General features: G+C 47.1%; 16 protein-coding genes. All 16 read left to right on the forward strand.

The features are described from left to right. Positions 1 to 63: 63 nt before the first annotated feature. The gene (locus AC1DLM_RS07005) at positions 64 to 1,020 is read left to right on the forward strand and encodes an ABC transporter permease (RefSeq protein ID WP_477569520.1); all 957 of its coding nucleotides are present in this window, start codon (positions 64 to 66) and stop codon (positions 1,018 to 1,020) included. Positions 1,021 to 1,030: 10 nt separating this feature from the next. Beyond that, positions 1,031 to 1,912 (forward strand): carbohydrate ABC transporter permease, encoded by an 882-nt coding sequence (locus tag AC1DLM_RS07010; RefSeq protein WP_477569521.1) that lies wholly within the window; start codon positions 1,031 to 1,033, stop codon positions 1,910 to 1,912. Positions 1,913 to 2,058: 146 nt separating this feature from the next. Continuing rightward, on the forward strand, positions 2,059 to 4,419 hold the full coding sequence (locus AC1DLM_RS07015; protein ID WP_477569522.1) for a helix-turn-helix domain-containing protein: 2,361 nt from the start codon (positions 2,059 to 2,061) through the stop codon (positions 4,417 to 4,419). A 37-nt stretch (positions 4,420 to 4,456) separates the two neighbouring features. Next, positions 4,457 to 6,082: an extracellular solute-binding protein gene (locus tag AC1DLM_RS07020; protein ID WP_477569523.1), complete on the forward strand. Its 1,626-nt coding sequence runs from the start codon at positions 4,457 to 4,459 to the stop codon at positions 6,080 to 6,082. A gap of 105 nt (positions 6,083 to 6,187) precedes the next feature. After that, entirely contained in the window at positions 6,188 to 7,093 is a 906-nt protein-coding gene (locus tag AC1DLM_RS07025; RefSeq protein WP_477569524.1) for an ABC transporter ATP-binding protein, read from the forward strand. Next, positions 7,086 to 8,369 carry an ABC transporter permease gene (locus AC1DLM_RS07030; protein ID WP_477569525.1) on the forward strand — a complete coding sequence of 428 codons (1,284 nt, stop codon included), beginning with the start codon at positions 7,086 to 7,088 and terminating at the stop codon, positions 8,367 to 8,369. The genes AC1DLM_RS07025 and AC1DLM_RS07030 overlap by 8 nt, the downstream gene beginning before the upstream one ends. A gap of 173 nt (positions 8,370 to 8,542) precedes the next feature. Continuing rightward, the gene (locus AC1DLM_RS07035; protein ID WP_477569526.1) at positions 8,543 to 8,671 is read left to right on the forward strand and encodes a helix-turn-helix domain-containing protein; all 129 of its coding nucleotides are present in this window, start codon (positions 8,543 to 8,545) and stop codon (positions 8,669 to 8,671) included. Positions 8,672 to 8,963: 292 nt separating this feature from the next. Next, complete coding sequence (locus AC1DLM_RS07040; protein ID WP_441988237.1) at positions 8,964 to 9,935, forward strand: ABC transporter permease; 972 nt, start codon at positions 8,964 to 8,966, stop codon at positions 9,933 to 9,935. 13 nt (positions 9,936 to 9,948) lie between these two features. Continuing rightward, the gene (locus AC1DLM_RS07045; RefSeq protein ID WP_441988238.1) at positions 9,949 to 10,830 is read left to right on the forward strand and encodes a carbohydrate ABC transporter permease; all 882 of its coding nucleotides are present in this window, start codon (positions 9,949 to 9,951) and stop codon (positions 10,828 to 10,830) included. Positions 10,831 to 10,949: 119 nt separating this feature from the next. After that, positions 10,950 to 13,181: a right-handed parallel beta-helix repeat-containing protein gene (locus AC1DLM_RS07050; protein ID WP_477569527.1), complete on the forward strand. Its 2,232-nt coding sequence runs from the start codon at positions 10,950 to 10,952 to the stop codon at positions 13,179 to 13,181. A gap of 15 nt (positions 13,182 to 13,196) precedes the next feature. Then, positions 13,197 to 16,985 carry a hypothetical protein gene (locus AC1DLM_RS07055; protein WP_477569528.1) on the forward strand — a complete coding sequence of 1,263 codons (3,789 nt, stop codon included), beginning with the start codon at positions 13,197 to 13,199 and terminating at the stop codon, positions 16,983 to 16,985. A gap of 4 nt (positions 16,986 to 16,989) precedes the next feature. Further along, positions 16,990 to 18,717, forward strand: a complete 1,728-nt coding sequence (locus tag AC1DLM_RS07060) for a right-handed parallel beta-helix repeat-containing protein (RefSeq protein ID WP_477569529.1) — start codon at positions 16,990 to 16,992, stop codon at positions 18,715 to 18,717. A 250-nt stretch (positions 18,718 to 18,967) separates the two neighbouring features. Next, positions 18,968 to 20,587 (forward strand): type 2 periplasmic-binding domain-containing protein, encoded by a 1,620-nt coding sequence (locus AC1DLM_RS07065; protein WP_441988242.1) that lies wholly within the window; start codon positions 18,968 to 18,970, stop codon positions 20,585 to 20,587. 216 nt (positions 20,588 to 20,803) lie between these two features. Further along, positions 20,804 to 23,026: a helix-turn-helix transcriptional regulator gene (locus AC1DLM_RS07070; protein WP_477569530.1), complete on the forward strand. Its 2,223-nt coding sequence runs from the start codon at positions 20,804 to 20,806 to the stop codon at positions 23,024 to 23,026. A 42-nt stretch (positions 23,027 to 23,068) separates the two neighbouring features. Beyond that, positions 23,069 to 24,844 carry a glycoside hydrolase family 36 protein gene (locus AC1DLM_RS07075; protein ID WP_477569531.1) on the forward strand — a complete coding sequence of 592 codons (1,776 nt, stop codon included), beginning with the start codon at positions 23,069 to 23,071 and terminating at the stop codon, positions 24,842 to 24,844. 16 nt (positions 24,845 to 24,860) lie between these two features. Beyond that, positions 24,861 to 25,517, forward strand: a complete 657-nt coding sequence (locus AC1DLM_RS07080; protein ID WP_441988245.1) for an SGNH/GDSL hydrolase family protein — start codon at positions 24,861 to 24,863, stop codon at positions 25,515 to 25,517. The last annotated feature ends 74 nt before the right edge of the window (positions 25,518 to 25,591 follow it).

Genomic DNA, 25,591 nt, shown 5'->3' on the forward strand with positions numbered 1-25,591 from the left:
GAGGTGGGGGGATCTAAGATCTCCCTCCTTTACAAGTAAACTGGTGAGAGGGTGAGGATGGAGATGGCGAATACACAGCCACTGGAAAGCGTAACGCTCACGAAGCAACGAACGGGGACCAATCGATATATCCGTGATTTTATAGCCAACAAGTACTTGTACCTCATGATGGTACCCGTGCTCGCATATTACTTGATTTTCCATTATGCACCGATGTATGGAGCCTTAATTGCCTTCAAAGAGTATTCACCTATGAAGGGAATTCTAGGAAGTGATTGGGTAGGTTTTAAGCATTTTCATGATTTTTTCAGCTCTTTTTACTTTTGGCGCATACTGAAAAATACGCTGGTTATCAGCTTGTACTCCTTAATATTTGAGTTTCCTGCTCCGATTATTTTGGCGCTTTTGATTAATGAGGTGCGAAGTAAGACTTTTAAGCGAGTCGCACAAACGATTACGTATATGCCTTATTTCATATCGCTAGTCGTTATTTGCGGGATTATTACGGACTTTACGAATGCGGATGGTGTCATTAACAATATCGCGATGTCTTTCGGATATGATGGGCAAGCGATGCTGCAGAAAGCAGAGTTGTTCCGACCGATCTACATTTTATCCGAGATTTGGCAACGAATTGGATGGGAATCTATTATTTATATTGCGGCGTTAATGAGCATTGATACGGAACAGTATGAAGCTGCACGCATGGATGGCGCAAGTCGCTGGAAACAGATGATGTATATCACATTGCCGGGTATCATGCCGACGATTGCGATTATGTTTATTTTACGTATGGGTAATTTGTTGAACGTGGGCTTTGAGAAAATCATTCTGCTCTATAATCCGGTCAGTTATGAAACGGCGGACGTTATTTCCTCTTTCGTCTATCGCAAAGGGTTGCTTGAGTTCGGATGGAGCTACAGCTCAGCTGTTGGCTTATTTAATTCTGTTATCAATCTAATCCTGCTCATTACAGCGAATTACATTAGTCGTAAAGTAAATGAAAGCAGCTTATGGTGAGGTGATGTTGATGAGAAAAGGACCAAGTTTCGTAGAAAGACTATTCGATGTTGCTATACATTTGATTTTGACCCTACTTGTTGTGGTTACGTTGTACCCTTTGCTTTACGTTCTATTTGCTTCGTTCAGTAATGCGAGTGAATTAGTTGCGCACAAAGGCATTTTATATAAATCACTTGGCTTTAGTTGGGAAGCCTATAAAGGGGTTATGAAGAACCMCGGAATTCTCATTGGTTACCGAAACACTATGTTTATTGTGGTCGCTGGTGTTATTGTCAATCTCCTGATGACAGCGTTAGGCGCATACGTGCTCTCTCGTAAAAATGTGATCTGGAATAAGGCATTTATGATCATTATCGTAATCACAATGTTCTTTCATGGTGGATTAATCCCGCTCTATTTGATCGTCAAAAATGTAGGCTTGCTCGACACCCTATGGGCGACGATTATTCCCTTCTCCATCTCCACATTTAATTTGATTATTATGCGAACAGCATTTATGGCGATACCAGACAGCTTAGAGGAGTCGGCCAAAATCGATGGGGCTAATCACTTTACGATTTTGTTCCGAATCATCATCCCGTTGTCCATGCCCGTCATTGCCGTCATGATTCTGTACTATGCCGTTGATAAATGGAATGGTTGGTTCTATGCTTCGATCTTTATTAAAAATCGAGACCTCTTCCCGTTGCAACTCGTTCTCAGGGAAATTTTAATATCCAATTCAACAGATGGCATGTCCGTCGGAGCCGATGCGGGCGATCGTTTCCAGATCGGGGAAACCATCAAATATGCGACGATCGTCGTGGCGACATTGCCAATACTATGTGTCTATCCATTTGTACAACGTTTCTTTGTCAAAGGGGTAATGGTAGGTTCCCTGAAGGGATAGACCATGGAAATAGAGATCTAGTAGCGTTTTTATCAATTGGATTTGTCATTTTGGACATTCCTCCCCTTGCGAACAGAGGTATAATAGTGTGAAGGAGACAATCCCTTCAGAGGAATTTTCAAGGTGCGCAGTGGGAGGAGATCCATGTGAAGCTTCGATTTTTTTGGCCCAAAAGAAAAAGTATTGTATTTACATGGTTGTTATCGTATAGTGCCGTATTATTCGTGCCTATGCTGATGAGCATCCTCATTTACTCGCAATCTAGTCATGCATTAAAAAGTGAAATTCACCGTGCGAATGATTCATTGCTGAAACAAGTCCGTTACACGATCGATACGCAGTTCGATTTGATGAAACGGCTGAATATGGAAATTACTTGGAATGCTAAGCTTCAAAGTCTGATGTACACCAATGTACGAACCAATGATGATCAATATCTGGCTTTTCAGCTCGTGAAAGAGTTTCGGATGTACCAAACCTCATATGCGACGATCGACGAATTCTATGTGACTTGGGATCAGGAGGCTTCGATTCTCCGTCCAGGAAATATGCGAGATTTGCACACAGCGTTTGATACGATTCACAATACGGGTACCCTCCGATACGAGCAATGGCTGGATACGATCCACCAAGCTACGAATAACCAATTTCTTATCCTTCCGCGTGTAGATGCAGGTCCGTCTGCCTCCTCCATCGCGTACATCACACACTTGCCCAAAGATCTGAATGGTAAGCAGACAGGTACTGTCGTTGTGATGGCGGATAGGGAACGGTTCGAGAAGGCAATCGAAAGCATTTCAGGGTTTAGCGGTGGGCAAATCGTCATCCTTAATCATGACAATCAAGTTCTACTCTCCAATGTCCCTGTGACGATGAATAAGAATCTCATTTTGGAGCAATTGCAGGATGAGGATACGGTGACGTATAAACCTTCGCAGGATGGAGAATCAGAGCTTTTCTATATTCAATCGGCTGTTTCTGATTTGAAATATGTTCTGATCATTCCAAGTAGCATTTATTGGGAAAAAGCGGAGTATGTCCGCAAGTTTACTTACATCAGCATACTGATCAGTTTATTTGGTGCAGCGGTGCTAACTTGGTTCTTTCTGCGCCGTAACTACTCACCGATCCAACGTTTGGTTCAATCGATTTCGGATAAAAATGCCTTCGAAGAACGTGCTGATGGAAATGAACTGCATTTCATTCAGAAAGTGATCTCGCATACGCGGAATGAGAAGGATCAAATCGCGATGCAGCTGCAATCTCACCATCACGTGCTTCGTTCAAATATGTTAAATCGACTGTTGAAAGGGAGAATTGAGTCGCTCGTTTCGTACGAGGAAGCGTTCAAAACCTTTCATATGGATTTGATTTCGAATCATTTCGCTGTAATTCTGTTTGCGGTTGAGAATTCCGATAGTATATCTAAGAATTTGCCAGGTATGGACATCAGTGAACGCAGAAAATTGATGCAGTTCATTATCACGAATGTTGTTGAAGAGCTCGTCGGTCATCGCCAGCATGCGGGGTATGTGGCTGAAATCGATGATATGATGGTTTGTTTGGTGAACTTTGCAGAAACGGATGCGGCAGAGCGGAAGCTTGATCTGGATTGGATTGCCGCTGAGGCACAGCGGTTCTTGACGCGGTTCCATATGGATTTAACGATCTCCATCAGCGGTGTTCACACTTCTTTAGTTGGCGTTGCCGAGGCTTATAGTGAAGCTTTGGACGCGATGGAATATAAGATGGTTAGAGGGAAGAGAGAGATCATCACCTACGATGAGATCCGAATCGATACGGCTGATAAGCTGCAGCTGGGTTACTATTATCCGCTCCAAGTGGAGCAGCAAATTATTAATCTCATCAAAACTGGAGATATTGAGCAAGCCTCGGCTAGCATGAACGAAATCATGGAGCTTAATTTCGATAAGCCGCTGGTGTCGCTTACTTTGGCCAGATGTCTCATCTTCAATCTTGTCGGCACGATGGTGAAAGCGATGAATGAGCTAGGAGACGGGACTACGCAGCCTTGGTTAGGGGATAACCCGTTATGGATGGATTCAATCATTGCCTGCGACACCATTCTAGAAATGCAGCAAGAGCTGCAGCTGTTGCTTAGAGAGGTATGTGCGTTTGCCGCTTCCAAGATAGAAGCGAACCAGACGAAGGAACGCACGGAAACATTGCGTGAACTAATCGCGAAAGTAATGCAATTCATCGAGGAACAATATCAAGATGCTAATCTGAATGTGAATACGATTGGTGAAAACTTTGCATTAAGAGGCAGCTACGTATCTAAATTATTCAAGGATCAGACAGGTGAGGGTTTACTCGACTACATCACGAAATACCGCATTCAACAAGCGAAGAAGATGATCAGCTATAAACAAGATTCAATCTCGGAGATCGCGCGGTTAGTTGGTTATAATGAAGTAGCGACATTTATTCGTGTTTTCAAGAAATACGAGGGAATAACACCTGGGAAATATAAGGAAATGAACTGATGAGGATCGAACGATCAGATGCGGGGAGGGGAACAGAATGAGCAGACGAGCTGGCAGTAAGTTGCTATTACTTCTAGGTATAATCACCCTTGGGCTGACGGCATGCTCTTCTGAGAGCCCAACGACGCTTACGACACCGTCAGGGCAGCCTACAGCTACGATTAAGGATAAGGAGCAGTCTCAGCCAGCAGCAACGAAAATGAGCTATTGGTCAGAGTTGAATGGGAATGCCGCGAGTGTGAAAGCGAAATTCAAGGATATTCCTTTTTTTCAAGAATGGCAGAAGCGAACTGGTGTTCAGCTTTCCTTCATACAGCCGTCAGCCAATCAGGCTAAGGAAGCGATGAATGTCCTATTAGCCTCTGGCGACTTGCCTGATATGATGGAGTACGAGTGGGACAGCTTCCCTGGCGGGCCTGAAAAGGCGATCAAAGATGGTTATATTTTGAGACTGAACGAGGTCATTGATAAGTATGCGCCTAATCTGAAGCAGTACTTAAAGGAACATCCCGAAATCGACAAGCAAATTCGAACCGATGACGGCAGCTATTACGTTTTCCCTTTTATCCGTGGTGACGATAAGCTTCGTACTTATCAAGGGCCCATCATCCGTCAGGATTTGCTTAACGAGCTCGGGTTAGAGATCCCAACCACGATAGAGGAATGGCATACGGTGCTCAAGGCGTTCAAAGAGAAAAAGGGAATTGCTGCTCCGTTGACATTTCTAGGCGTGCCGAATCCGCTGTTCGGGATTGAGGGCGGTGCTTTTGTAGGCGCTTATGGGATTCGCAAAGGCTTCTATCAAGATCATGGTGAGGTTAAGTATGGTCCGATGGAGAAAGGCTACCGAGATTTCTTAGCTACGTTCCGAGGGTGGTATGAGGAAGGATTAATTGATAAGAATATCGCTTCCGTGGATACTAAAACGATGGACTCCAATATGGTAACGGGGCGAAGCGGAGCAACGATTTGGAATGCGGGGGCAGGTATTGGGAAATGGCAGCCGATTGTCGAGGAGAAAAACAAATCCGCTTTGTTTGCTGCAGCCCCTTACCCCGTCTTGCATAAAGGGGAGAAGCCTAAATTCGGGCAGAAGAGCTACGCTTATGTCGGTACCGGTGGAGTAGCTATTTCAAGTATTAGTAAACATGCGTCAGAGGCTGCCAAGCTGCTGGATTACGGCTATAGCGACGAAGGTCATATGCTCTTTAATTTCGGGATTGAAGGAACGAGCTACACGCTGAAAGACGGCTATCCGACCTATACGGATTGGATCCTGCGGAATCCAGACAAGCTGGCACCTTCGCAAGCTTTGTCGATGTATACGAGAGCAAGCTATTTTGGGCCGTTTGTGCAGGATGCTCGGTATGGGGAGCAATATTATACCTTGCCAGAGCAAAGGAAAGCTATTGGCATCTGGGCGGATACGCAAGTTGAATCGTACACGTTACCGCAAATTCCGAAGACGGAGCTTGAGAGTGCTGAATTTTCTTCGATTATGATGGATGTGATGACACTCGTCGATGAGATGTCTCTGAAGATTATTCTCGGTGTCGAGCCGCTTGATGCGTTCGATAGCTACGTTAGTAAGATGAAAGCGTCCAAAATTAATCGAGCGATTGAGATCCAGAAGTTAGCGTTAAATCGGTATGAGAAGCGTTGAGGGCTTCTCTTTTTTTTGTTCATGTGAAGAAAAATTCATTGTTTTTCCATTTTCATGTAAAATAGTGTACGTAAGCAATTTCGTGAGGGAAGGCAGGCTCAAGTGATGACATACCCTTTGATTGTACAAGACGTATCGAAGCAGTACGGGGATAAAACCGCCGTGAATCGCATCGAACTGCAAGTGAAGCAGGGAGAAATTTATGGCTTGTTAGGCGCCAATGGGGCCGGCAAAACGACAACAATGCGAATGGTACTCGGACTTATATATCCAGATGAAGGAAATATTCGGTGGAACGGGCAGGGGTATCGGGAAGAACTACGAAGCCTAATGGGCTATTTGCCTGAAGAGCGTGGCCTGTATCCCAAAGTGAAAATAAGTGAGCAAATCGTTTACTTAGCGGAGCTTCGGGGAATGAAACGTAGTGAAGCAGATCGCAGTTTGAAGATGTGGTTGGAACGGTTCGAAGTTCCGGATTATTACAACCGTAAGGTTGAGGAGTTGTCCAAAGGGAACCAGCAGAAGATTCAATTTATTGCCGCGGTTATTCACAATCCCGATATCCTCATTCTGGATGAAGCTTTCAGTGGACTCGATCCAGTGAATGTAGAACTACTGAAGAAAACGGTGAAAAGCCTGCGCGACGAGGGGAAAACGATTTTATTTTCCAGCCATCGGATGGATCATGTGGAGGAGCTCTGTGAGAATATCTGCATCTTGCATCGCTCGAACACCATTCTTCAAGGCAGTCTGAAGGATATTAAGGCGAGCTTTCCGAAGGAGAGAGTCATTCTCGAGACAGAGACGAGCTTAATTGGGTTGGAGGAACTTCCAGGCGTGACCTCGGTGAACAAAGGACATAACGGATACGAGCTTCGTATCGCGCATCCAGAAGCAGCACAGAGCATTCTTCAATTTGCTATGGAACGGTCATCTGTTCAGCGGTTTCAAATCATGGAGCCAACCCTGAATGAAATATTTATCCAAAAGGTGGGGAACAGCCATGAATAGGATTTTAACGGTGATCAAATTTACCTATATGACGCGTTTTCGCATGAAATCCTTCCGCATTATGACGCTGATATTGATGATTGTCTTATCTGTCCTGTTTCATCTTCCCGCCATTATCAGTCAATTATCTTCAGATGAACCTACCAAAATTGGCGTTTTCGGTACAGGTCAAACTAGCGTAGCTGGCAAACTGACCGCCTTTTACAATAATCAATCAAAACCTGATATTCTCATTGTGCCACTGCCGGATGGAGGCAGCACAGCAGCGAATGAAGCCTACGGGAAGCAGCAAATCGCGGATAAAAAGATTAAAGGCTTCTTGGAGATTGCCGATGCGAAGCAAGGCGGATTTCCTAAGATGATCTATAAATCCAAAGGTACTATGGAGTTTTCATTGAAGAATAAGCTCCAAACGACGCTTCACCTCATCAAAACGGATATCGTCTTGCAAGGTGCGGGTCTGTCAGATGCCGTAAAAACGGATCTTCAAACGCCAGTATCCCTGGAGACCGTGCAAATTTCAACATCAGATCAAGCAGCGGCAGGTAAAACGGAGTCGCAAATTGCGATTTCCTATGCGCTCGTGTATGTTATGTTATTCCTCTTATATATGGGCGTAATTGGCTTCGGAAACTTGGTAGCTACAGAAATTACAGCGGAGAAGAGCACGCGTGTCATGGAATTGCTTATAACAAGTGTCTCACCGCTTAAGCAGATGTTTGGCAAAATTATTGGGATTTGCTTGCTTGCGTTAACGCAAATTGGGCTGTTGATTGCGGTCGGAGCCGTTAATCTAAGCTTGAGTGGCAGCTCTTCTATGATCGCTGATCTGCATTTAAGTTGGCATGATTTGCAGCTATCGCTCATCGTGTACTTTTTGATCTTTTATTTGCTCGGCTTCTTCATCTATGCCACGGTTTTCGCAGCTGTAGGTTCGATTGTGAGTCGAACAGAGGATGTGGGGCAAGCGATTATGCCAGTTACCCTCGTCATTGTAGCGGCCTTCATGATTGCGATCTTCGGGCTGAATCAGCCGAATGCGGGCTTCGTAGTCACGATGTCCTTCGTGCCTTTCTTCTCACCGCTCATCATGTTCCTGCGGATTGGGATGAGTACGCCGCCATTCTGGCAAATCGCGATCTCGATTGCGATTCAGTTGGCGTCGATCGGCGCGATGGCTTGGCTTGCGGCGAAGATTTACCGTACTGGCGTGCTGATGTACGGCAAGCGGCCTACGCTTACGGAGCTGCGCAAAGCGATGCGGGCGTATCGGTAGGGATGAGAATTCAAAATTGTGAGTAACGGTTATAAGTGAGACTGATTTGGTCGATAAATGAAACAAATTTGGGTATATGTTTGAGACTAAATAAAGAAGATAGATGAATCAATCCGTTGATACATCTATCTTCTTTGCTGTGTCCTACCGTGCCGTACGGAAAGAGCAGGATCATGTTTGATGAAAAATTGAGTCAATTCGATATTAAAGAAATTGCCCGTTTATGCGGCTTTTACAATTATTTCTTCAATACGTTTAAGAAAAAGGTCGGTACGACTCCTGGGCAATATTTGAAAAAATAATAGTGAGCGGTAATTGGGAAAGCATGCTTAATCAGTGAAATCATTCATTGATTAAGCATGCTATTTTCCGTGAAAAGATTTCAGGGCTGGTTTGTCACGTCCCCCACATTCACATTTTAAAGAAGGTCAACTTCTTATATGCGAAAATCGGCTATATACAATTTCGCCCAAGCAGTGCTGTAACTGGATAATCGTATACCGAAGAGAAACTTGTGTATGGCATTTCCTCCCGCGTTCCGTTTGAATTAGAGCTAGAAAAACTTTCATAATTTGCGGATAAGGAGAAAAGCAGATGAAGCCTCACATGGAAACAAAAAAAGCAATATATCAGCAAGCTGCTGCGGTTCGTACAAAGGAGGAAAGACTCCGAAGGCGACGACGCTTCAACATGAACGTCCCCCTTATGATCATGTTTGCACCGATTTTGGTTTACTTCATCACTTTCAAATACATCCCGATGGGGGGACTGATTATTGCCTTCAAGAACTACAACTTAGCGGACGGTATTCTTCACAGCCCTTGGACGGGCTTGGACAACTTCCGGCTACTATTTAACAGTCCGATGATGCTTACCATTATCAAGAACACGTTTTTTATAAGCGTGCTGACCATCGTGGTCTCGTTTCCCTTTCCGATTATTTTGGCGATCCTGCTGAACGAAATCAGGCGCATGTTCTATAAGCGTGTCATCCAGACACTCGTTTATTTGCCGCATTTTTTGAACTGGGTCATCGTTGGCTCGTTCATCGTCCTGATCTTCGCTCAGGAACAGGGGATTATCAATAAACTAATTAGTGCATTGGGCTGGGAAAAGATACAGTTTCTGTATAATAAGTCGTCCTGGCTCAGCATTTATCTCGGTTCGGGGATTTGGAGGGGAGTTGGATTCGGGGCAATCATCTATTTGGCGGCGCTCGCCAATATCGATCCGAGCTTGTACGAATCGTCGAGTATGGACGGTGCCAATAAGTTGAGACAAATCTGGCATATTACGCTGCCGGGCATTACGCCGGTCATTATTCTTATGCTGATCCTCTCGATGGAGAATGTGATGGATGTCGGATTCGATCAAATATATGTGCTCAAAAATCCGATGGTTAGCGATATTTCTAATGTCATCAGCGTGTGGAGTTATGAAGTCGGTCTCGGGCGCGGCCAATTCAGTTTAACGACAGCTCTAGGATTTTTCACCTCTTCAGTCGGGCTGGTTCTTGTGCTAGTCACGAACAAAATTGCCCGTAAATTCGACCAGGGACTCTGGTAAAAGGAGAATCGACATGAAGCCTACATTCGGCGAAAAAATCTTTTATGGCTTTAACTATGTGCTGCTCGGTATATTCGGTATCAGCTGTATCCTGCCGATTATCCATATCCTATCGCTCTCCTTAAGCTCGGAGCATGCCGTCCTCTCCGGATTTGTCGGGTTGTGGCCGGTCGGTTTCACCCTGGATTCGTATAAGCTACTAATCGAGGGAACGAGAATCGTGCATGCGTTTAAAAATAGCGTCGAGATTACCGTCGTCGGAACGATACTGAATTTGGTATTCACCATTCTTGCGGCTTACCCGCTATCACGCACTTATTTTTACTACCGGAAACCTTTAACCTTAATGATTCTCTTCACTATGTTATTCTCCGCCGGACTCATTCCAAGCTATCTGCTGGTCAAGAGCTTGGGACTGGTGAACACATACGGCGCTTTATGGATACCCGGTCTTGTCGGGGTGTACCATTTGCTTGTCCTGAAAACCTTTTTCGAGAATATTCCGGGCGAGCTGGAGGACGCAGCGCGGATCGATGGATGCAGTGAAACCCGCTTGATTATGCAAATCATGCTGCCTCTGTCGATGCCTGTGATAGCCACGCTCATCTTGTTCTCCGCCGTCGGCCATTGGAATTCGTTTTTTAGCGTCATGATTTATATCAACTCCTCCGAAAAGCATAATTTGACTGTGTTGGTGCAGCAAATGATCATGAACAACCAGTTGGCCCAACAGGTTACGGAAGGACGTTTGAGCGATGACATGATGGAGTCCGTCACTCCACAGTCGATACAATCGGCAGGCGTCATAGCTATGGTGGTTCCGATGTTAGTCGTCTACCCGTTTTTACAAAAATATTTCGTCAAAGGCGTCATGATCGGGTCGATCAAAGGGTAGAAGGTTCGGCCGCAGTGAATTTGCCGAAAGGGGGAATGGAAGGACTATCATGCAGAATGGATGATGCAAAGTTGTGAGCGAAATTCCTTGTTTATCCCAATTATGAAGGAGGAATCAATATGCCAAATGAAAAGATGGAGCAGGACGCACAAAAAAGTTTGGACCAGGATCAGCCGGGGGAGACGGACGTCAAAGTAAGCCGTAGAAAACTGTTGACTGCCTTTGGCATGGCTGGCGCAGCGATAGCAGCGGGCAGCATGCTMCAAGTGTCGTCAACTGTCTTCGGGAAAGAGGGAGGATCGGTTACCGAATCCGTGTATGGAGATCTTAACGGCAAGGGGAAGGTGCCGATCCTAAAAGCGGCGGATCTGGTTGTGTCGACTACGATTGCCGAAATCCGGGCCAATACCAGTCCCGACCCAGAGTTTCTCTATTTTGTACGGGATGAAGGAAAAGAGGGTCATTTTCGTGTCGATTTGGCCGACACCACGTCGGCTGACAATACGGGAACGATTGTCGTAGCGGCGTCCGGTACCCGGTTCAAACGGTTGATGGTGGACGATACGATCGATGTCCGGTGGTTCGGCGCGAAGGGAGACGGAACGACCGACGATACGGAGGCGATCCGCGGAACGATAGCATACGTTTCATCCTCTTTTCCGGGCGGAGGCGTCGTCTATTTCCCCAATGGGAAATACCGGATCACGGACGGGTTTACACTAACAGGACAAAAAGTGAGCTTACTTGGTACGAAAGCGGAACTTTTTCTAGACAACACGTCAGATACCGTTACGGTACTTACTTTCCTTAATTGCACCGAATTCTTCGTGGAAAACCTGAAAATATCCAGCTCGAAAACGACGAAGTTGTTTTCCAAGCAAGCACATGGGCTAAATGTCCGGGATTCGAGCAAATTCAAACTGTCATCTTTGGATGTGTCTTATCGTACGGACGCTATGAATATCACTCACTGCAACAATTTCACGGTAGAAGGCAATGACGTTTATTATTTGGGCGAAGAAGGAATAAGGATTGGAGGGAGCTGGAATTGGCGCGTAGCCAACAACCGGATCCATGACCATAACGGCGACGGTATTTTGCTCAAACACGCCGGCAGCCCGGAGGGCATGTATAATGGCGAAGTCGTCGGCAACTTCCTGTACGACGGCGTGAGTACGTTCGGTCTCTCCAATTCAATCGGCGGCGGGATCAATTCCAATGATGAAGTGTCGGGAACTGCTGCAAGCAACCTCCATAATATGGTCATTAGCGGCAATACACTTAAAAACCTGCGATACGGTATCGCGCTCGCCAGCATTACGAATTTTACCATTTCCGGGAATGTGATTAAGAATGTCAGAACCGCCGGGATCCGGATGGACAATTCCACCGGCAACAATCCTACTCATAATCCGGGAGGGGAAAGCTCGATTACGGGGAACACGGTCGAGAACGTATCGGACGGGGAGGGCATACAGTTTCTCACTAACCAGGCTGTCGTGGAAAAGGTGTCCATCACAGGAAATCATGTCAGAGGGGTTATGCATGCAGTTTCGCATTACCCGGGCATAGCGGCTTCGAATGCCGCCGTCTCCGGCAATATGGTAAGCGATTGCAAGGTTCTCCTACAGGCCAGTAATTGTACGGTGTCCGGCAATCGCTTTATCCAAGGCGGATTTACAACTTCCGATGCAGCGTCCAACTCTATTAAGTTAATCGATTCTTTCGTATTTACAGGGAACACGTTCGAAGATACGAACGGCCAAATCGGGATCAGCAACGGATCGGGCATTATTAGCAGCAATTCGATCAAAACGGGCTCAAGCTTATGCGCGATCCGATTTAGAAGCAATCCGACAGGCAACGTGTACATTATGAACAACAGCTACGATTGCCMGAACGCCGTGGAGAAGATTACATACGAGACGGTGGTGACGGCGAGCGGAGCGGGGAAAATTAGCAGCGACTTTACGCTGGCGGGAGCTCTCCAACGTTACGGTACTACGGTTCCAACGGTAGGAACTTATACACCGATGTCCATTATTTGGAGTAAAGACATTGGAAAAGGGAAGCCCATTGGCCATGTCTGTGTCTCAGGCGGCACCCCTGGCGTATGGTCCCCGTTCGGATATATTGGCCAAATCAAGCACGGAACGGCTACGATAAGCGGATTGACGGATTCCGTCATCGTCGCGCACGGCCTTGGCGAATTGCCGGCATACGTCTCCCCGACTCCTCTCGGCAATATGGGGTATGTTTGGATTTCGGACATGACAACTACGCATTTTACGATACGATGCTCCGCAGCTCCATTAGTGAATACCCCAATATTGTGGGAAGCAAAAGCATAGCGATCAAAGGAGAACATGATGACGACTTTAACATTTAACGGAAATCCGCTGACCATCCTACTCGAAGATGTGCTGGGTCATCCGTACTTCGAATGGCCGACGACGCTAGTCAGCTATCCTTTGATTCTTACTTCTGGGTTGGACCCGTCAACGCTGCGGTTAACCGACATGGATACCGGTCATAACGTTATGTTTCAGCTGTCGCCTCCAGATTTATCCCAKGGCGGAGCGGAAGTTATGCTCCGTTTTATGACCGATCTGCCTTCGGCCGGGAGACGCGCCTACCAGCTGTCGGTAGCCGAAGAGCGAGAAGCGGCGCAGCGGGACCAAGGAGACGAAATTAGGAATGCCAGGGTGCAGTGCACCCTGGAGAACGACTTGTGGATCATCGACAACGGACGAATACAGCTAGCAATTCCTTGTGATGCGTTAAGTCAATCCACAAGCCTGTCCGAACGAATGCTCGTTTACCAGATTGGAAGAAGCGGCGTATGGCAGGGAGTTTCCTACCTTTATAACAACGGATCGAAGGCCAGCATGAGATGCGCCATCGTCGAGAACGGCCCGCTTCAGGTTGTCGCCCAAATAACGTGTCTGGTGGATGAAGCAGCCTACGTCATAACCTTGAAGATGATAAGCGGGATGGATTTCGTAGAAGTGGACGAACAGATGGACGGTTTCAGCGACGAGGATGATGTTCATCTGTGTACGGAATGGATACATTTCCATCCTACTCACCGATATGCGCCCAACCGACCTTTCAATAGGAATGACAGGCTCGAAGGCTTCCAGCGATATCCTTTCGAGGAAATCGACAGGCAGGTGACAGACACGCACATTGAATTGCGGGTGCACGCCTCCGGCGACTCGAAGCTGCCGTTCTGCCTACTTCCTTATGAACCGTGGCAAGGGTTCGAACGCTTGAACATGGCGACTTTCTGGGATAACGGTGCGATGGACAGCGTCGGTATTTATATTCGAAATCCGGAGAGATGGAACGACGGACAATACAGCATATGGAGCTCCGGCAAACGTTTGGCCGTTCAGTACCATTATAAGGACAAACGGCTAAGCTGGAAGTATCCGATCCGAAACGGCAGCAGATCCACTGCGGTTTGCTGTTACGACCATCGGAAAGATATTGCAGAAGTCGAGCGGCTTGATCGAATATGGAGAGAAGCGGCCGACCGCGGGCAGGCATGTCCGAGAGGGCCGAGCTCGCATACACTTTGGCTGCAGCAGTGGTACAGCCTTCTCAGTCTGGATAAAATCAAAGATTGGGTGCTCACGTATCCGGATGACGGAGCTTATCCGGAGCCTATGTTCGAGACGGGAACAATCGCTACGGTAGCCGAGCTGGACAGCATGCTTCGGAATACCGAACTTGTAAACGGACTCGCGTTGTATGGTCCTCGTCAGGATCAAGGCTTCTCTCCGGTACCAACACGAGCCATTTATGATGAATGGATCGACGCCTATCACCGTCTTAGGGAACATATGACAGGGGATGAACGGCGAAGGATTACGGGCATGTATTTGCTGATGGCGTATTTGCACGCATCGGAGGATTACATGCCGCTACAAACGATGCTCAGCGGACACCCTAATTTTTTGTCCGATGTCAGAGGGGTTCCAGCGCTGATGGCGGTGTTCTTTCCCGAGCATCCTTGTGCTCGGGAATGGGTCGAGCAGTTCGACCGGTCGCTTGAATGGAACATGCGGGTTCATACGCGGTCCGATCAAGAACAGATCGATGCTAGKGGCGGAAGGTGGACGGAGAACGTTGCTTGCTATGTTTGGGCTTTCTTGAAGCCGGTGATGAAGACCGCCCATATGCTGAAATATTATTATACCGGAGACAACCACCTACTGACCGAGGAGATGCCGAAGCTAGCGCGCTGGATTCTGAACAGCTTGGCGAGTCCTTCCATAGATTTGCAGGCAGGGGTTGAGCAGCAGGCAAGATTGCTGCTTCCGCAAGGCGCCCATGCGAGGCGCAGAGTGCCACCTTGGAGTTTCCGTCAGCTCGGTCATGAACTGATACAGTACGATCCGATGACGGCGGAAGCCATTCTATGGGCAACCTCACCAGATGATTCCGACTTTGAGGCCTCTCCAGCTTCCGCATGGAAGTTTATGCAGAAGCGGTATTCACCGAATAGGGGCACGAAGCCGAGGTTGACAAGCTGTAAATATACCGGATACGGTATCGTGCTCAGAGCGGGAGTCAGCACCCCGGAGGAGGCGTTCGTCATGCTGCAGCAGCTGGATAAGGGCTATAATTATCGCTGGGGGATAAGCGGTCAAGGTGGTTGCGGCGTGCTGTATTACTATGCCGGAGGGAAGGCGTTCAGCCATAACGGTCATGAGGACGTAGGGGATGACCGATTGGCCGACACCGATTTATGTACGAATTTCGGTATTTTTAAAAAGGGAGCGTACCGGTCGATCGGACCGAACAGTCTTCATCGTCCTCTCGTCGACTTAGGCGCCGTTTCGTTCGCGGAAATCGTTTCGGCGAAGGAAGATGCGTACGCTTGGCCCGAGTATGCGAGCAGAAGCGTCATGATGGTCGGCACCGATTACATCGTCGTTTATGATGCGGTGTTCAATTCCTCCGTCTATCGGAGGTTCTCATGGTTTGTGCATAAGGAGGAGACGTTCCCGCACATTCATCCCGTTTACGGGAACATAACGAAAAGAACGGAGTTAGCCACTGGCATGACCAGGGGAATGTGGCTGGACGGTACAGGAGACTTCATGACGGTCATTACGCCGTACAAATCGGTTAAGCCCCAGCATACAGGTTACGGATGCTCGATCATGACGCCAAATGGCAACGATATGATATTCCGCAGACAGAAGCCGTTCCGCTGGGAGGAAGCGGAGAGCGCCTTTGAAGGCCGGGCGGGCTGGATCAGAAGACGGGCGGAGGGAGTTACGTTAGCGATCCTTGCCGGCAGTTACATTTGCTGTGGACCGTTCAGTATATCCGTCGATGGAGAAGCGGAAGGAGCGGTTCAAGCAACCTTCGATTTGGCAGGGCGTTTCATAGGCCGCTGTCAAACAAACGGTCCCATCACCTTGACGATTCGTATTCATGCCGATTCGCTTGCAACGATCGATCTGGCGGGCGGCGAGATCGGCATGTACATAAATGGAACGGCCGTACCGGTTCAAATCGATGAACGCGACGGCTTGCAAATCATCGTCCCAATCGAAGCGAAAGGGTCCTATGTCCTCGAATGGTCAGAAGCTCCTGCTCCGATGGCTCCTGAGGTCAGGAAAGCGGTACAGGTTGCAGGCGGTGCGGTCATTCATTGGAAGAGATCGACTGGGGAGGTATGCTACCGCGTTGAAACGAGCTCCGATCATGGGGAGCGATGGACAGTGGCCGGTATGACAAATGACTTGAAGTACCGTCTGCATGCGGACGGACATCGGAAACATCATGTCCGGATTACAGCTCTTACCGGGTTAAGTGAAAGTGAGCCGTCCGCCGATTACCCTGTTTATTACAGTGACTTGCCGCCATCGGTCCCGCAAGGGCTGCGAGTCCGAAGAGACTCCGGAAATGCGGTAGAGCTTGCTTGGGGACAAATGCTCGGGGTTGAAGGGTACAAGCTATATGTCCGGTTTAAGGACGAGGATGATTTCCGCTTGCTTTGGGAGGGCGAGGATACCTTCTATCGTCATCAATTGGATGGAGAGTCGTGCCATTCGCCGACTTATGCCGTCAGCTGTTGGAACGGGTTGGGCGAGAGCTTGCTAGTTTATGACGCCAGACAGGCACAAGGGGGATAACCATATGATTGTTCGCGCGGAGCTGTTTGGGGTGAAGCCGGAACAAGGATTTGACAACACACTGGCCGTACGATCGGCGCTAGAATCATGTAAAGAAATCGATGGCGCTAAGCTCGTGTTTCCGCAGGGCGTCTATCATTTTTGGCCCGATAGAGCAATAGAGAAGCATCTGTTTATTTCTAATCACGATCAGGACGGATTGCGGCGCATAGCCTTTCTTTTGACCGGCAGAAACGGGTTTACGATTGACGGACAAGGCTCAGAATTTATTTTCCATGGTCCGATGATTCCGTTTGTTATGGAAGACTGCAGTCATACAACGATTCGCAACCTCGTGATCGATTGGGAGAAGCCGATGTTTGCCCAAGGAACGGTCTGCCGTATAGACGCTGAATCGTTCGATATCCAACTGCCCGAAGGTGCCTACTATAAAGTTGAGGGAAACGCCGTGTGGTTCGAGTATGGCGGGAAACTGGAAAAGGTATGGGGACTGAACGAATTCGACAAGCAGACAAAGGCGCCTGCCTATCAAAGCGGCGACAGGCTGAGCTGGGGCGCTTACCGCAAAGTGCGCGTCGAGGAAGCAGCAGCGGGCGTGATCAAGTATCGTGGTGACAACATCAAGCTGCCGCAAGCTGGAAACGTTATCGTCATGCGGTTCGGCAGAAGAGAGGACCCGGCTTTTTTTATCGATGGCGGGGAACAGCTCAGCCTGGAATCGATCCATGTCCATCATGCCCCGGGGATGGGACTCATTGCACAGAAGTGTACGCATATTCACTTGCGTGAATTCAACGTGATGCTTAGACCCGGAACAGACCGACTCGTAACCGCCGCCGCCGATGCCACTCATTTTGTCAACTGCCGGGGGCAGATCGTCATCGACCATTGTTTGTTCGAGAATCAATTGGACGATCCGTGCAACGTACACGGCATATATGCCCGGATTGCGGAGCGTCTTGGCGACAACCGGTTATTGATCGAGCTGGTTCATCGTATGGCCAAAGGCATTCCCATTGCCGAGCCGGGAGATACGATCGAATTCGTTCGCCGCGATTCGCTGCTTACGTATGCTGTTTCTACGATTAAAGATGTGAAAGCGTTGAATAAGGACTATCTGCTGCTGACATTCGAGCAGCCGCTGCCTAGCGACGCGAACGTCGACGACATGGTCGGGAATGCGACTTGGAATCCCGATCTGACGGTCGTGGGCTGCGCCGTGAGGTCAAACCGCGCCCGCGGTTTCTTGATTAGCACATCGGGGAACGTGCTGCTTGAGGGTAATAGGATCAGCGCCCCGGGGGCCGGCGTTAAAATTTCCGGTGACGCCAATTACTGGTTCGAGTCGGGGGCGGTGAAGCAAGTTATAATTCGCCACAACGAATTTTTGGATTGCAATTATTGCTGTCCGGACTGGGGAAGAGCCGTTATTGACATCGATCCTGAGATTGAGCGTCCGGAGTCATTTGAGGCCTGTTATCACCGCAACATTTCGATTGAAAACAATGTTTTCGCTACGTTCGATGTCGGCATTGTGTATGGCCGTTCTATCGACGGAATCACTTTCGCGGGCAATGTCATAACGAGAAGCGATTCCTATCCGCTGCATAACGTCATGCAATACCCGATTCAGCTTTATGCATGCAAGAACGTAAATATTGTAAGCAATCAATTTGCGGACGGGACAAAAATAATTGCTCTGATTAACGATGTCGAGGTGGACATAACGTAGACGCAGAAACAAGCGAGTTTATGTCCGATAAGCGATAATCAGTTATATACAATTTTACCAATATAACGCTGGAACTGGATTATCGTATACCGAACCGAAAACTTGTGTATTGCATCTCCTCCTGAACTCCTATTGAATTAGAGCTAGTCATAACGAGATTTTAGTAGGGGGTGATGCTCAAGAGATAAGGTTGTTGCAGTTTTTCATCGTTAAACTTAAAGGCTTCTACTAAAAAAAGGGAGGATTATCTGTGCAGAAAAGAAATAAAACGTTCCTATTGGCGCTTACCTCAATGTTGGCTGCAGGATCCGTGCTCGCAGGCTGCAGCAAGGAGCAAGGAAACGAATCGGCTGATCAGCAGGCTACGGCTAAAGCGCAAAAAAGAGGGAATATTTCCGTCATGGTCTATGACAGAGGCCGCGTTCCCGCAGATGAAGGCACCTACGAGAAAAACCGTTGGACCGAGTGGATCAACAAAAATGGGCCGGTCGACGCCACTTTCGTGCCGATCTTGCGCAACAATCCGGGAGAAAAGCTGAACGTCCTGCTCGCTTCGGGCACTGCGCCGGATTTTATCCAGGATTACGATGCTTTGAACAAAAATGCCTGGTACACGTCCAAGCAGCTAATGCCCTTGGATGATCTCATCGAAAAATACAGTGTGGAATATAAAGCGTTGCTGAAGAAATACCCGATTCTTCGCAAGCTGGGAACCCAGGATGACGGAAAATTGTATGAAGCCGGAGCTTTCGTTCCATCGGACATCAACTGGGTTTTCTTGGTGCGGACGGATTGGCTCAAGAAGCTCAATCTGGAGGTTCCGAAAACAACCGAGGAATTGTATGCCGTCGCCAAAGCGTTTACAGAGAACGATCCGGATGGAAACGGCAAAAAAGATACGTTCGGTATGTCGCTTGGGGGCGGGTTTAACCAAAATATATTCAACTGGATTTTTGGGGTGCCTGGCGCTGGCTTAGCCTTGGAAGACGGGAAAATGGTATATCCTTGGAAGCAAACGGAGGCTATCGCCGAATTTAAGAAGCGGTTGTATCAGGATGGCCTAATTGATAAGGATTTTGCCGCCGATGCGAATGGGGAAAAGGCAAAGCGCGATTTCGTAAACGGAAAACTGGGTTTTTATACGATGCAGTGGGCCGATGTAAAGTCGACGTTCGAGGCTTTCAAGAAAAACGTGCCTGAAGGTAATGTCATTCCGATCATGCTGCCGAGGAGCCAGTTCGGCCAGTTCGCTCCGGCGCTGTCCGGGGCGGGAGCGACACCGGGTGTTATTAACGCGAAAGCGAAAGATCCGATATCCGTCATCAAATACATCGATTTTCTGAATAAAGAAGAGACGGTGAAAGCGCTCAAATGGGGAATCGAGGGAGAACACTATAAATTGGATGCTAATGGTTGTCCGGCTCCTATAGACCTAGAGAAAAACAAAAAGGAAAAATCTTGGAACGGCGACTATTCCTTGGTGAGCAATCCAACCGATGCTACTCTCAAATGCGATCCCCGAATCATGGATATCGACAAGAGTACTCCCGTTGGTCAGGAATATACAGCCATTCTGGAGACTGCACGTAAAACCTATGTGAATCCGCAAACGCCGATACCTGGTTTTTTCCTGAACACACCGGCCCTGCCGAACGACCTGAATATGATCAATCAGAGCGTTTCCAAATTGGGAGACGAGTATTCGAAGGCGATCGTCACCAAGGACTATAGCGTGCAAATGGCTACTCAAACGGCGAAGGACATGTGGACCAAAGCAGGCGGCGGTAAAATCGAAGAGTGGTACAATACGTATTACAATAAAAATAAAGACAAGATCGTTACAGTCATGGATATCTACGAGAAAAAATAAGCAAGGAATGAAACGGCGCCCTCAGCGGAAGGCGCCGTATTTATTAGGATGAAAGAAACTTGTGGTTGCAGGGTTAATAGCAGGCAATGATACAATAACGTATATTGACGGAAAGTTGTATATTGACCAGGACGTTTATTTCAACGATTCTGAACGTATATCTCCGCTGATTGTTCATAAGTCTAAATGCTATTCGAACCTATTGGGGGGCATCACATGCCGGGCAAATGGTTTATTCGGCTCTTACTTTCCTATCTGCCGATATTTATCCTCGTTATATTCAGCTTGTCGATTATCTTTTTTGCTATTGTGAATAATGTGTCTCGTGAACAAGCTCAACGGGTGAATGAGGTGTTCATGGAACAAGTTCTCGTCCAGTTGGACCGAACGCTGGAGTTCAATAGCCAACAAATTATGAAGGAAACGAGTTATAACGATGAACTGAAGGGTTATTACTTCAAATCATCGCAAGAAGTATTCGAAAGCCTTGTCGTGCCGTCCAAAAAACTGCGTGAAACGATCAGATCCCTGCCGCTTGTCGATTCAATCTATATGTACCGCACGGCAGATGAAATGGTACTGAGCAAAAACGTGATCATGCCGCTAAGCGAGTTCGGCGACCAAGAGTTTGCAAGAGAAATATTGCGGGAAGGAGCGCCGCCGAAATGGTTTCCAGTTCGCCCGTACAGGGAGTTTGCAGACGAGCCTCCGACAAACGTCATCACTCTGGTGCGTAATGTGCCGCTGCTGAGCGGAGATAGAGGCTTTATTGTCGTCAACGTAGGCGTTCAGGAGCTCGCCAAGTACATATTGGACATGTCCAGCTCTAAATTCAGTTATATTCAACTGGAGGATCAGAACGGAACCGATATTCTGAACGCCAATGCTCCTCAAAACGGGTCTGAAATCAATTCCGCCGTTTCGGCTTATACCGGTTGGATTATTCACAGCGGGCTTCGCGACGGCGGTTTGTATCATGTGTTCTCCCGTATTCATTGGATCTGGTTAGGAATAACTGCAGGAACCCTGATCATGGGTTTCGTATGGTTTATATTGGCCACAAAAAGGAACTATCGCCCGGTTGAAGTGATTGTCGAACAAATCCGGCATTTTGCCAAGCAGAAAAGCCAGTTGCTCATCGCAAATGGTGGAAATGATGAGTTTCGGTTCATTGAGACTGCGCTGAATCAGTTGGTTGAACAATCCAACAAATATGAACTGCAGCATCAAGAGGATTTATTATACCGGCGTCAATATTTTTTTCAGGAAACGATAAAGGGCACCAGGGCGATTTCACCGGAGGAGTGGATTGGGGAACTCAACGGTTTGGAGAGTACCCATGAGTTGAAATGTCTGATTGTGGCAGTGATTGAAATCGACAAATATCAGGAGTTCACAAGCGCTTATCATCAGCGGGATCAGAGTTTGCTTAAGTTTGTTGTGAAAAGTGTCGTGAACGAAATTGCCGGAAAGCACGCTATCCCTGTTTGGTCGGAGTGGATCGCCAATGAACGGCTCGGCGTCCTGTATGGAACGGCAAGCGATGAAGAAGCGAGTTTGCGAATACTGAAGAATATGGGGGAAGAGCTCCGCGTGTGGGTGGAGAATCATCTTCATTTTTCGGTTACTTCGGGCATCGGTTCCGGTGTGGTAGAGGTAACCGAAATCCCGCTTTCCTTTGAGGACGCAAGAAATGCGTTGAAATACAAGACTGTGCTAGGGGGAGCGGGAACGTTTTTATATTCGGAGATGAACGCCAAGTCTTCGGATACGATTTACCGCAATTTGGATATTATTCGTAAGCTTACCTCCTGTTTCAAACAAAACAATGAGGAGTGGGAATTGATCTTCGAGGAGATGTTTTTGAATTTACATAATAACCTGAGCTCTAAGGAAGAGATCATCATCGCGGTTAATTACTTAAACTATCATCTGAATCAATCATTGGAGGAAATGGCGTATGAATACCGCAGAAACTGGGATTTGGAAATATACCCTAAACTCTCGGGAATAGTAGGGAAGTTTGAAACGTTGGATGAAGTCAAAGTGCAGTATCACGATCTGCTTGGAGAAACATTTGATCATATTCGCCGAATGCGTGAAAAGCGGAGCGGTCACACGTTGATTCTAGACATTAAATCGTATATTGAAGAGCAATATGCGGATCCGAATTTATCATTACAAATGATCAGCGACCATTTTCAATTAAATACCAAGTACATTAGTCAGTTGTTCAAGGACGAGATGGGGGAAAAGTTCGTCGATTATTTGGCGCTTCTCCGCATTCGACATGCGAGGCAGTTATTGGAGGAAACAAATGCTTCTATTCAAGATATTGCAATGAAGGTGGGCTACACACATTCCCTTTCGTTCATTCGATTGTTTAAGAAAGTGATGAACGTAACGCCAGGGGACTACCGAAAGCAAAAGGCAATGTAGCGCTTGTTATCATTCTTCGTTTCTTAACGGGAGGTTGTTTATATGAAAGCTGTACATGTTCAAGATTCCCCCTATCAGTTCGTTAGTGAAAGTGAGCAATTTCATGCGAAGCTTAGTGTTGAATCGTATGATGAAGGTATAGAATTCGTTCATATCCAACTCCAAGCTGATCAACTATGTATACCATCTGTTATGCAAGTATCATGGAGCTTCCCGATTTGTGATGTAACTGGCGTATGGCATCCGAATGGAAACCGCAACCGCAGTTTGATACCTGATTGGCAATCCGGCTTTTCAAGCAGGTCAACCAATTCCGCGCCAGTCGTTAGTTTATTTAGCGGGGCAAGCAACAATAGAATGACGTTTGCGTTTTCAGATACTTTGAATGCAGTTGTGTGCAAGGCCGGGGTCAATGAGGAAAATGCAATCTTTAATTGTTCCATAACGCTGTTTGAGGAACTATCGAGTCCTATTCGTTATTACGAAGCCACCTTAAGAGTGGATCGCCGAAACATTGCATATTATGACAGCTTAAGAGATGTGCAGCAATGGTGGTGCGAGCGTCCAGGATTAACGCCTTCACAAGTTCCGGCCGCGGCGCGCGAGCCCATGTATTCCACATGGTACAGTTTTCATCAAAATCTAAAGGAACACGAGATTGAGGAACAGTGTCGTTTAGCTAGAGGACTTGGATGCACAACCGTCATCGTTGATGATGGTTGGCAAACCACTAACAATGAGCGTGGCTATGCCTATTGTGGAGATTGGGAGGTATGTGCGGACAAAATAGATGACATGAAGGCCCATGTGGCTCGCGTTCATGCCATGGACATGAAGTACATGCTTTGGTATTCCGTCCCTTATATTGGTAAGCATAGTGAAGCTTGGGTTAAGTTTCAGGATAAGATGCTTTATACAATCGACTCGAGGGGCTTTGGAGTTATAGATCCACGCTATCCCGAAGCGAGAGAATATTTAATTGGTATCTATGAGGCTGCAATACGAGAATGGGAATTAGATGGTTTAAAGTTGGATTTTGTTGATAGCTTCCGTCTTGCAGGAAATTATAAACATGAACAGGGTAGTGGAATGGACTATGTATCTGTACCTGAAGCTGTGGACCGACTCATGATAACTATCATGGAACGATTACGTCAAATCAATCCAGAAGTTATGATCGAATTCCGCCAATGCTATGTTGGGCCAAATATGCGGAAATACGGAAATATGTTTCGGGCAGGCGATTGTCCAAATGATTTCTTGGAGAATAGGATTCGTACGATTGATATTCGTCTGCTGTGCGGTGATACTGCGGCACACTCTGACATGTTAATGTGGAGTAAAGAAGAGCCAGTGGAGAGCGCAGCCTTACAGTTCATCAATGTGTTGTTTGCTGTTCCACAACTCTCAGTACTTCTTGACTCCTTGCCAGACGAGCATTTAGAAATGGTCAGCTATTGGCTTGAATTTTGGAATGAACACAAGCAAGTACTATTGGATGGGCACCTCGAGCCTTACAACCCTGAACTTCTATATCCTCTTGTTATTGCTAGCGATACAAGTAAGTTGATTGCTGCAGTATACAATCGTATGGTCATTTCGCTAAACCGTGATCTGCCGCCTATAGTCATTCTGATCAATGGATCACATTACGGCAAAGTGTATGTCGAGGTGGATCGTGCCGTTGATAAGAAAATAATCGAGATAAAAGATTGTAAGGGGAATTGCATAAAGCGATCAACGCTAATGTTAGAACCAGGAATTCATGCCATTGATATTCCACGTTCAGGCATGGCGACGTTATATTCGGAGAAATGAAAAAGGGGGAATACGGATGAAAATCGCTAAGGGCCAAAAAATATTGTTTATCGGAGATTCAATTACTGATTGCGAGCGTGCAAGGCCGATTGGAGAAGGACTATACGGAGGAGTCGGAAAAGGGTATGTAAGTCTTATAGATGCGCTGCTGCAGTCGGGGTATCCCGAACTAGGTATTCGCGTTGTGAATATGGGAGTGAGCGCAAATAACGTGCGGGATCTCAAAGCAAGATGGGAAACGGATGTTATTAATCAGCAACCAGATTGGCTGATCATCATGATTGGTATTAACGATGTATGGCGCCAATTCCACTCGCCATTCATTCATACATCTCATGTGTATATCGAAGAGTACGAAAGCACACTTCGTGAATTGGTGAAGGATGCGCTGCCAGTTACGAAGCAACTCGTGCTCATGACACCGTTCTTCATCGAAGCCAATTGCCAAGATGACATGCGAACAAAGATGGATCAATATGGAATAGTCGTGAAACGGATCGCCGAAGAAATAGATGCTTTGTTCATTGATACGCAAGCAGCATTCGACAGCGTATTGAAGGAGCTTTATTCCGCAGCGCTAGCCTTGGATCGGGTACACCCAACACAGACCGGTCATATGGTACTTGCTCGGGCTTTTTTGAATAAAATTGATTTCGATTGGAGTAAGGATTAAGGGAAGTTGGCTTGGAGCCAAGCATTAATATATCCGGGAACAATGGTCACGGAGGGACGTTTTATATGCCTGGG

It is taken from the genome of Paenibacillus sp. 01T442, assembly GCF_056398345.1.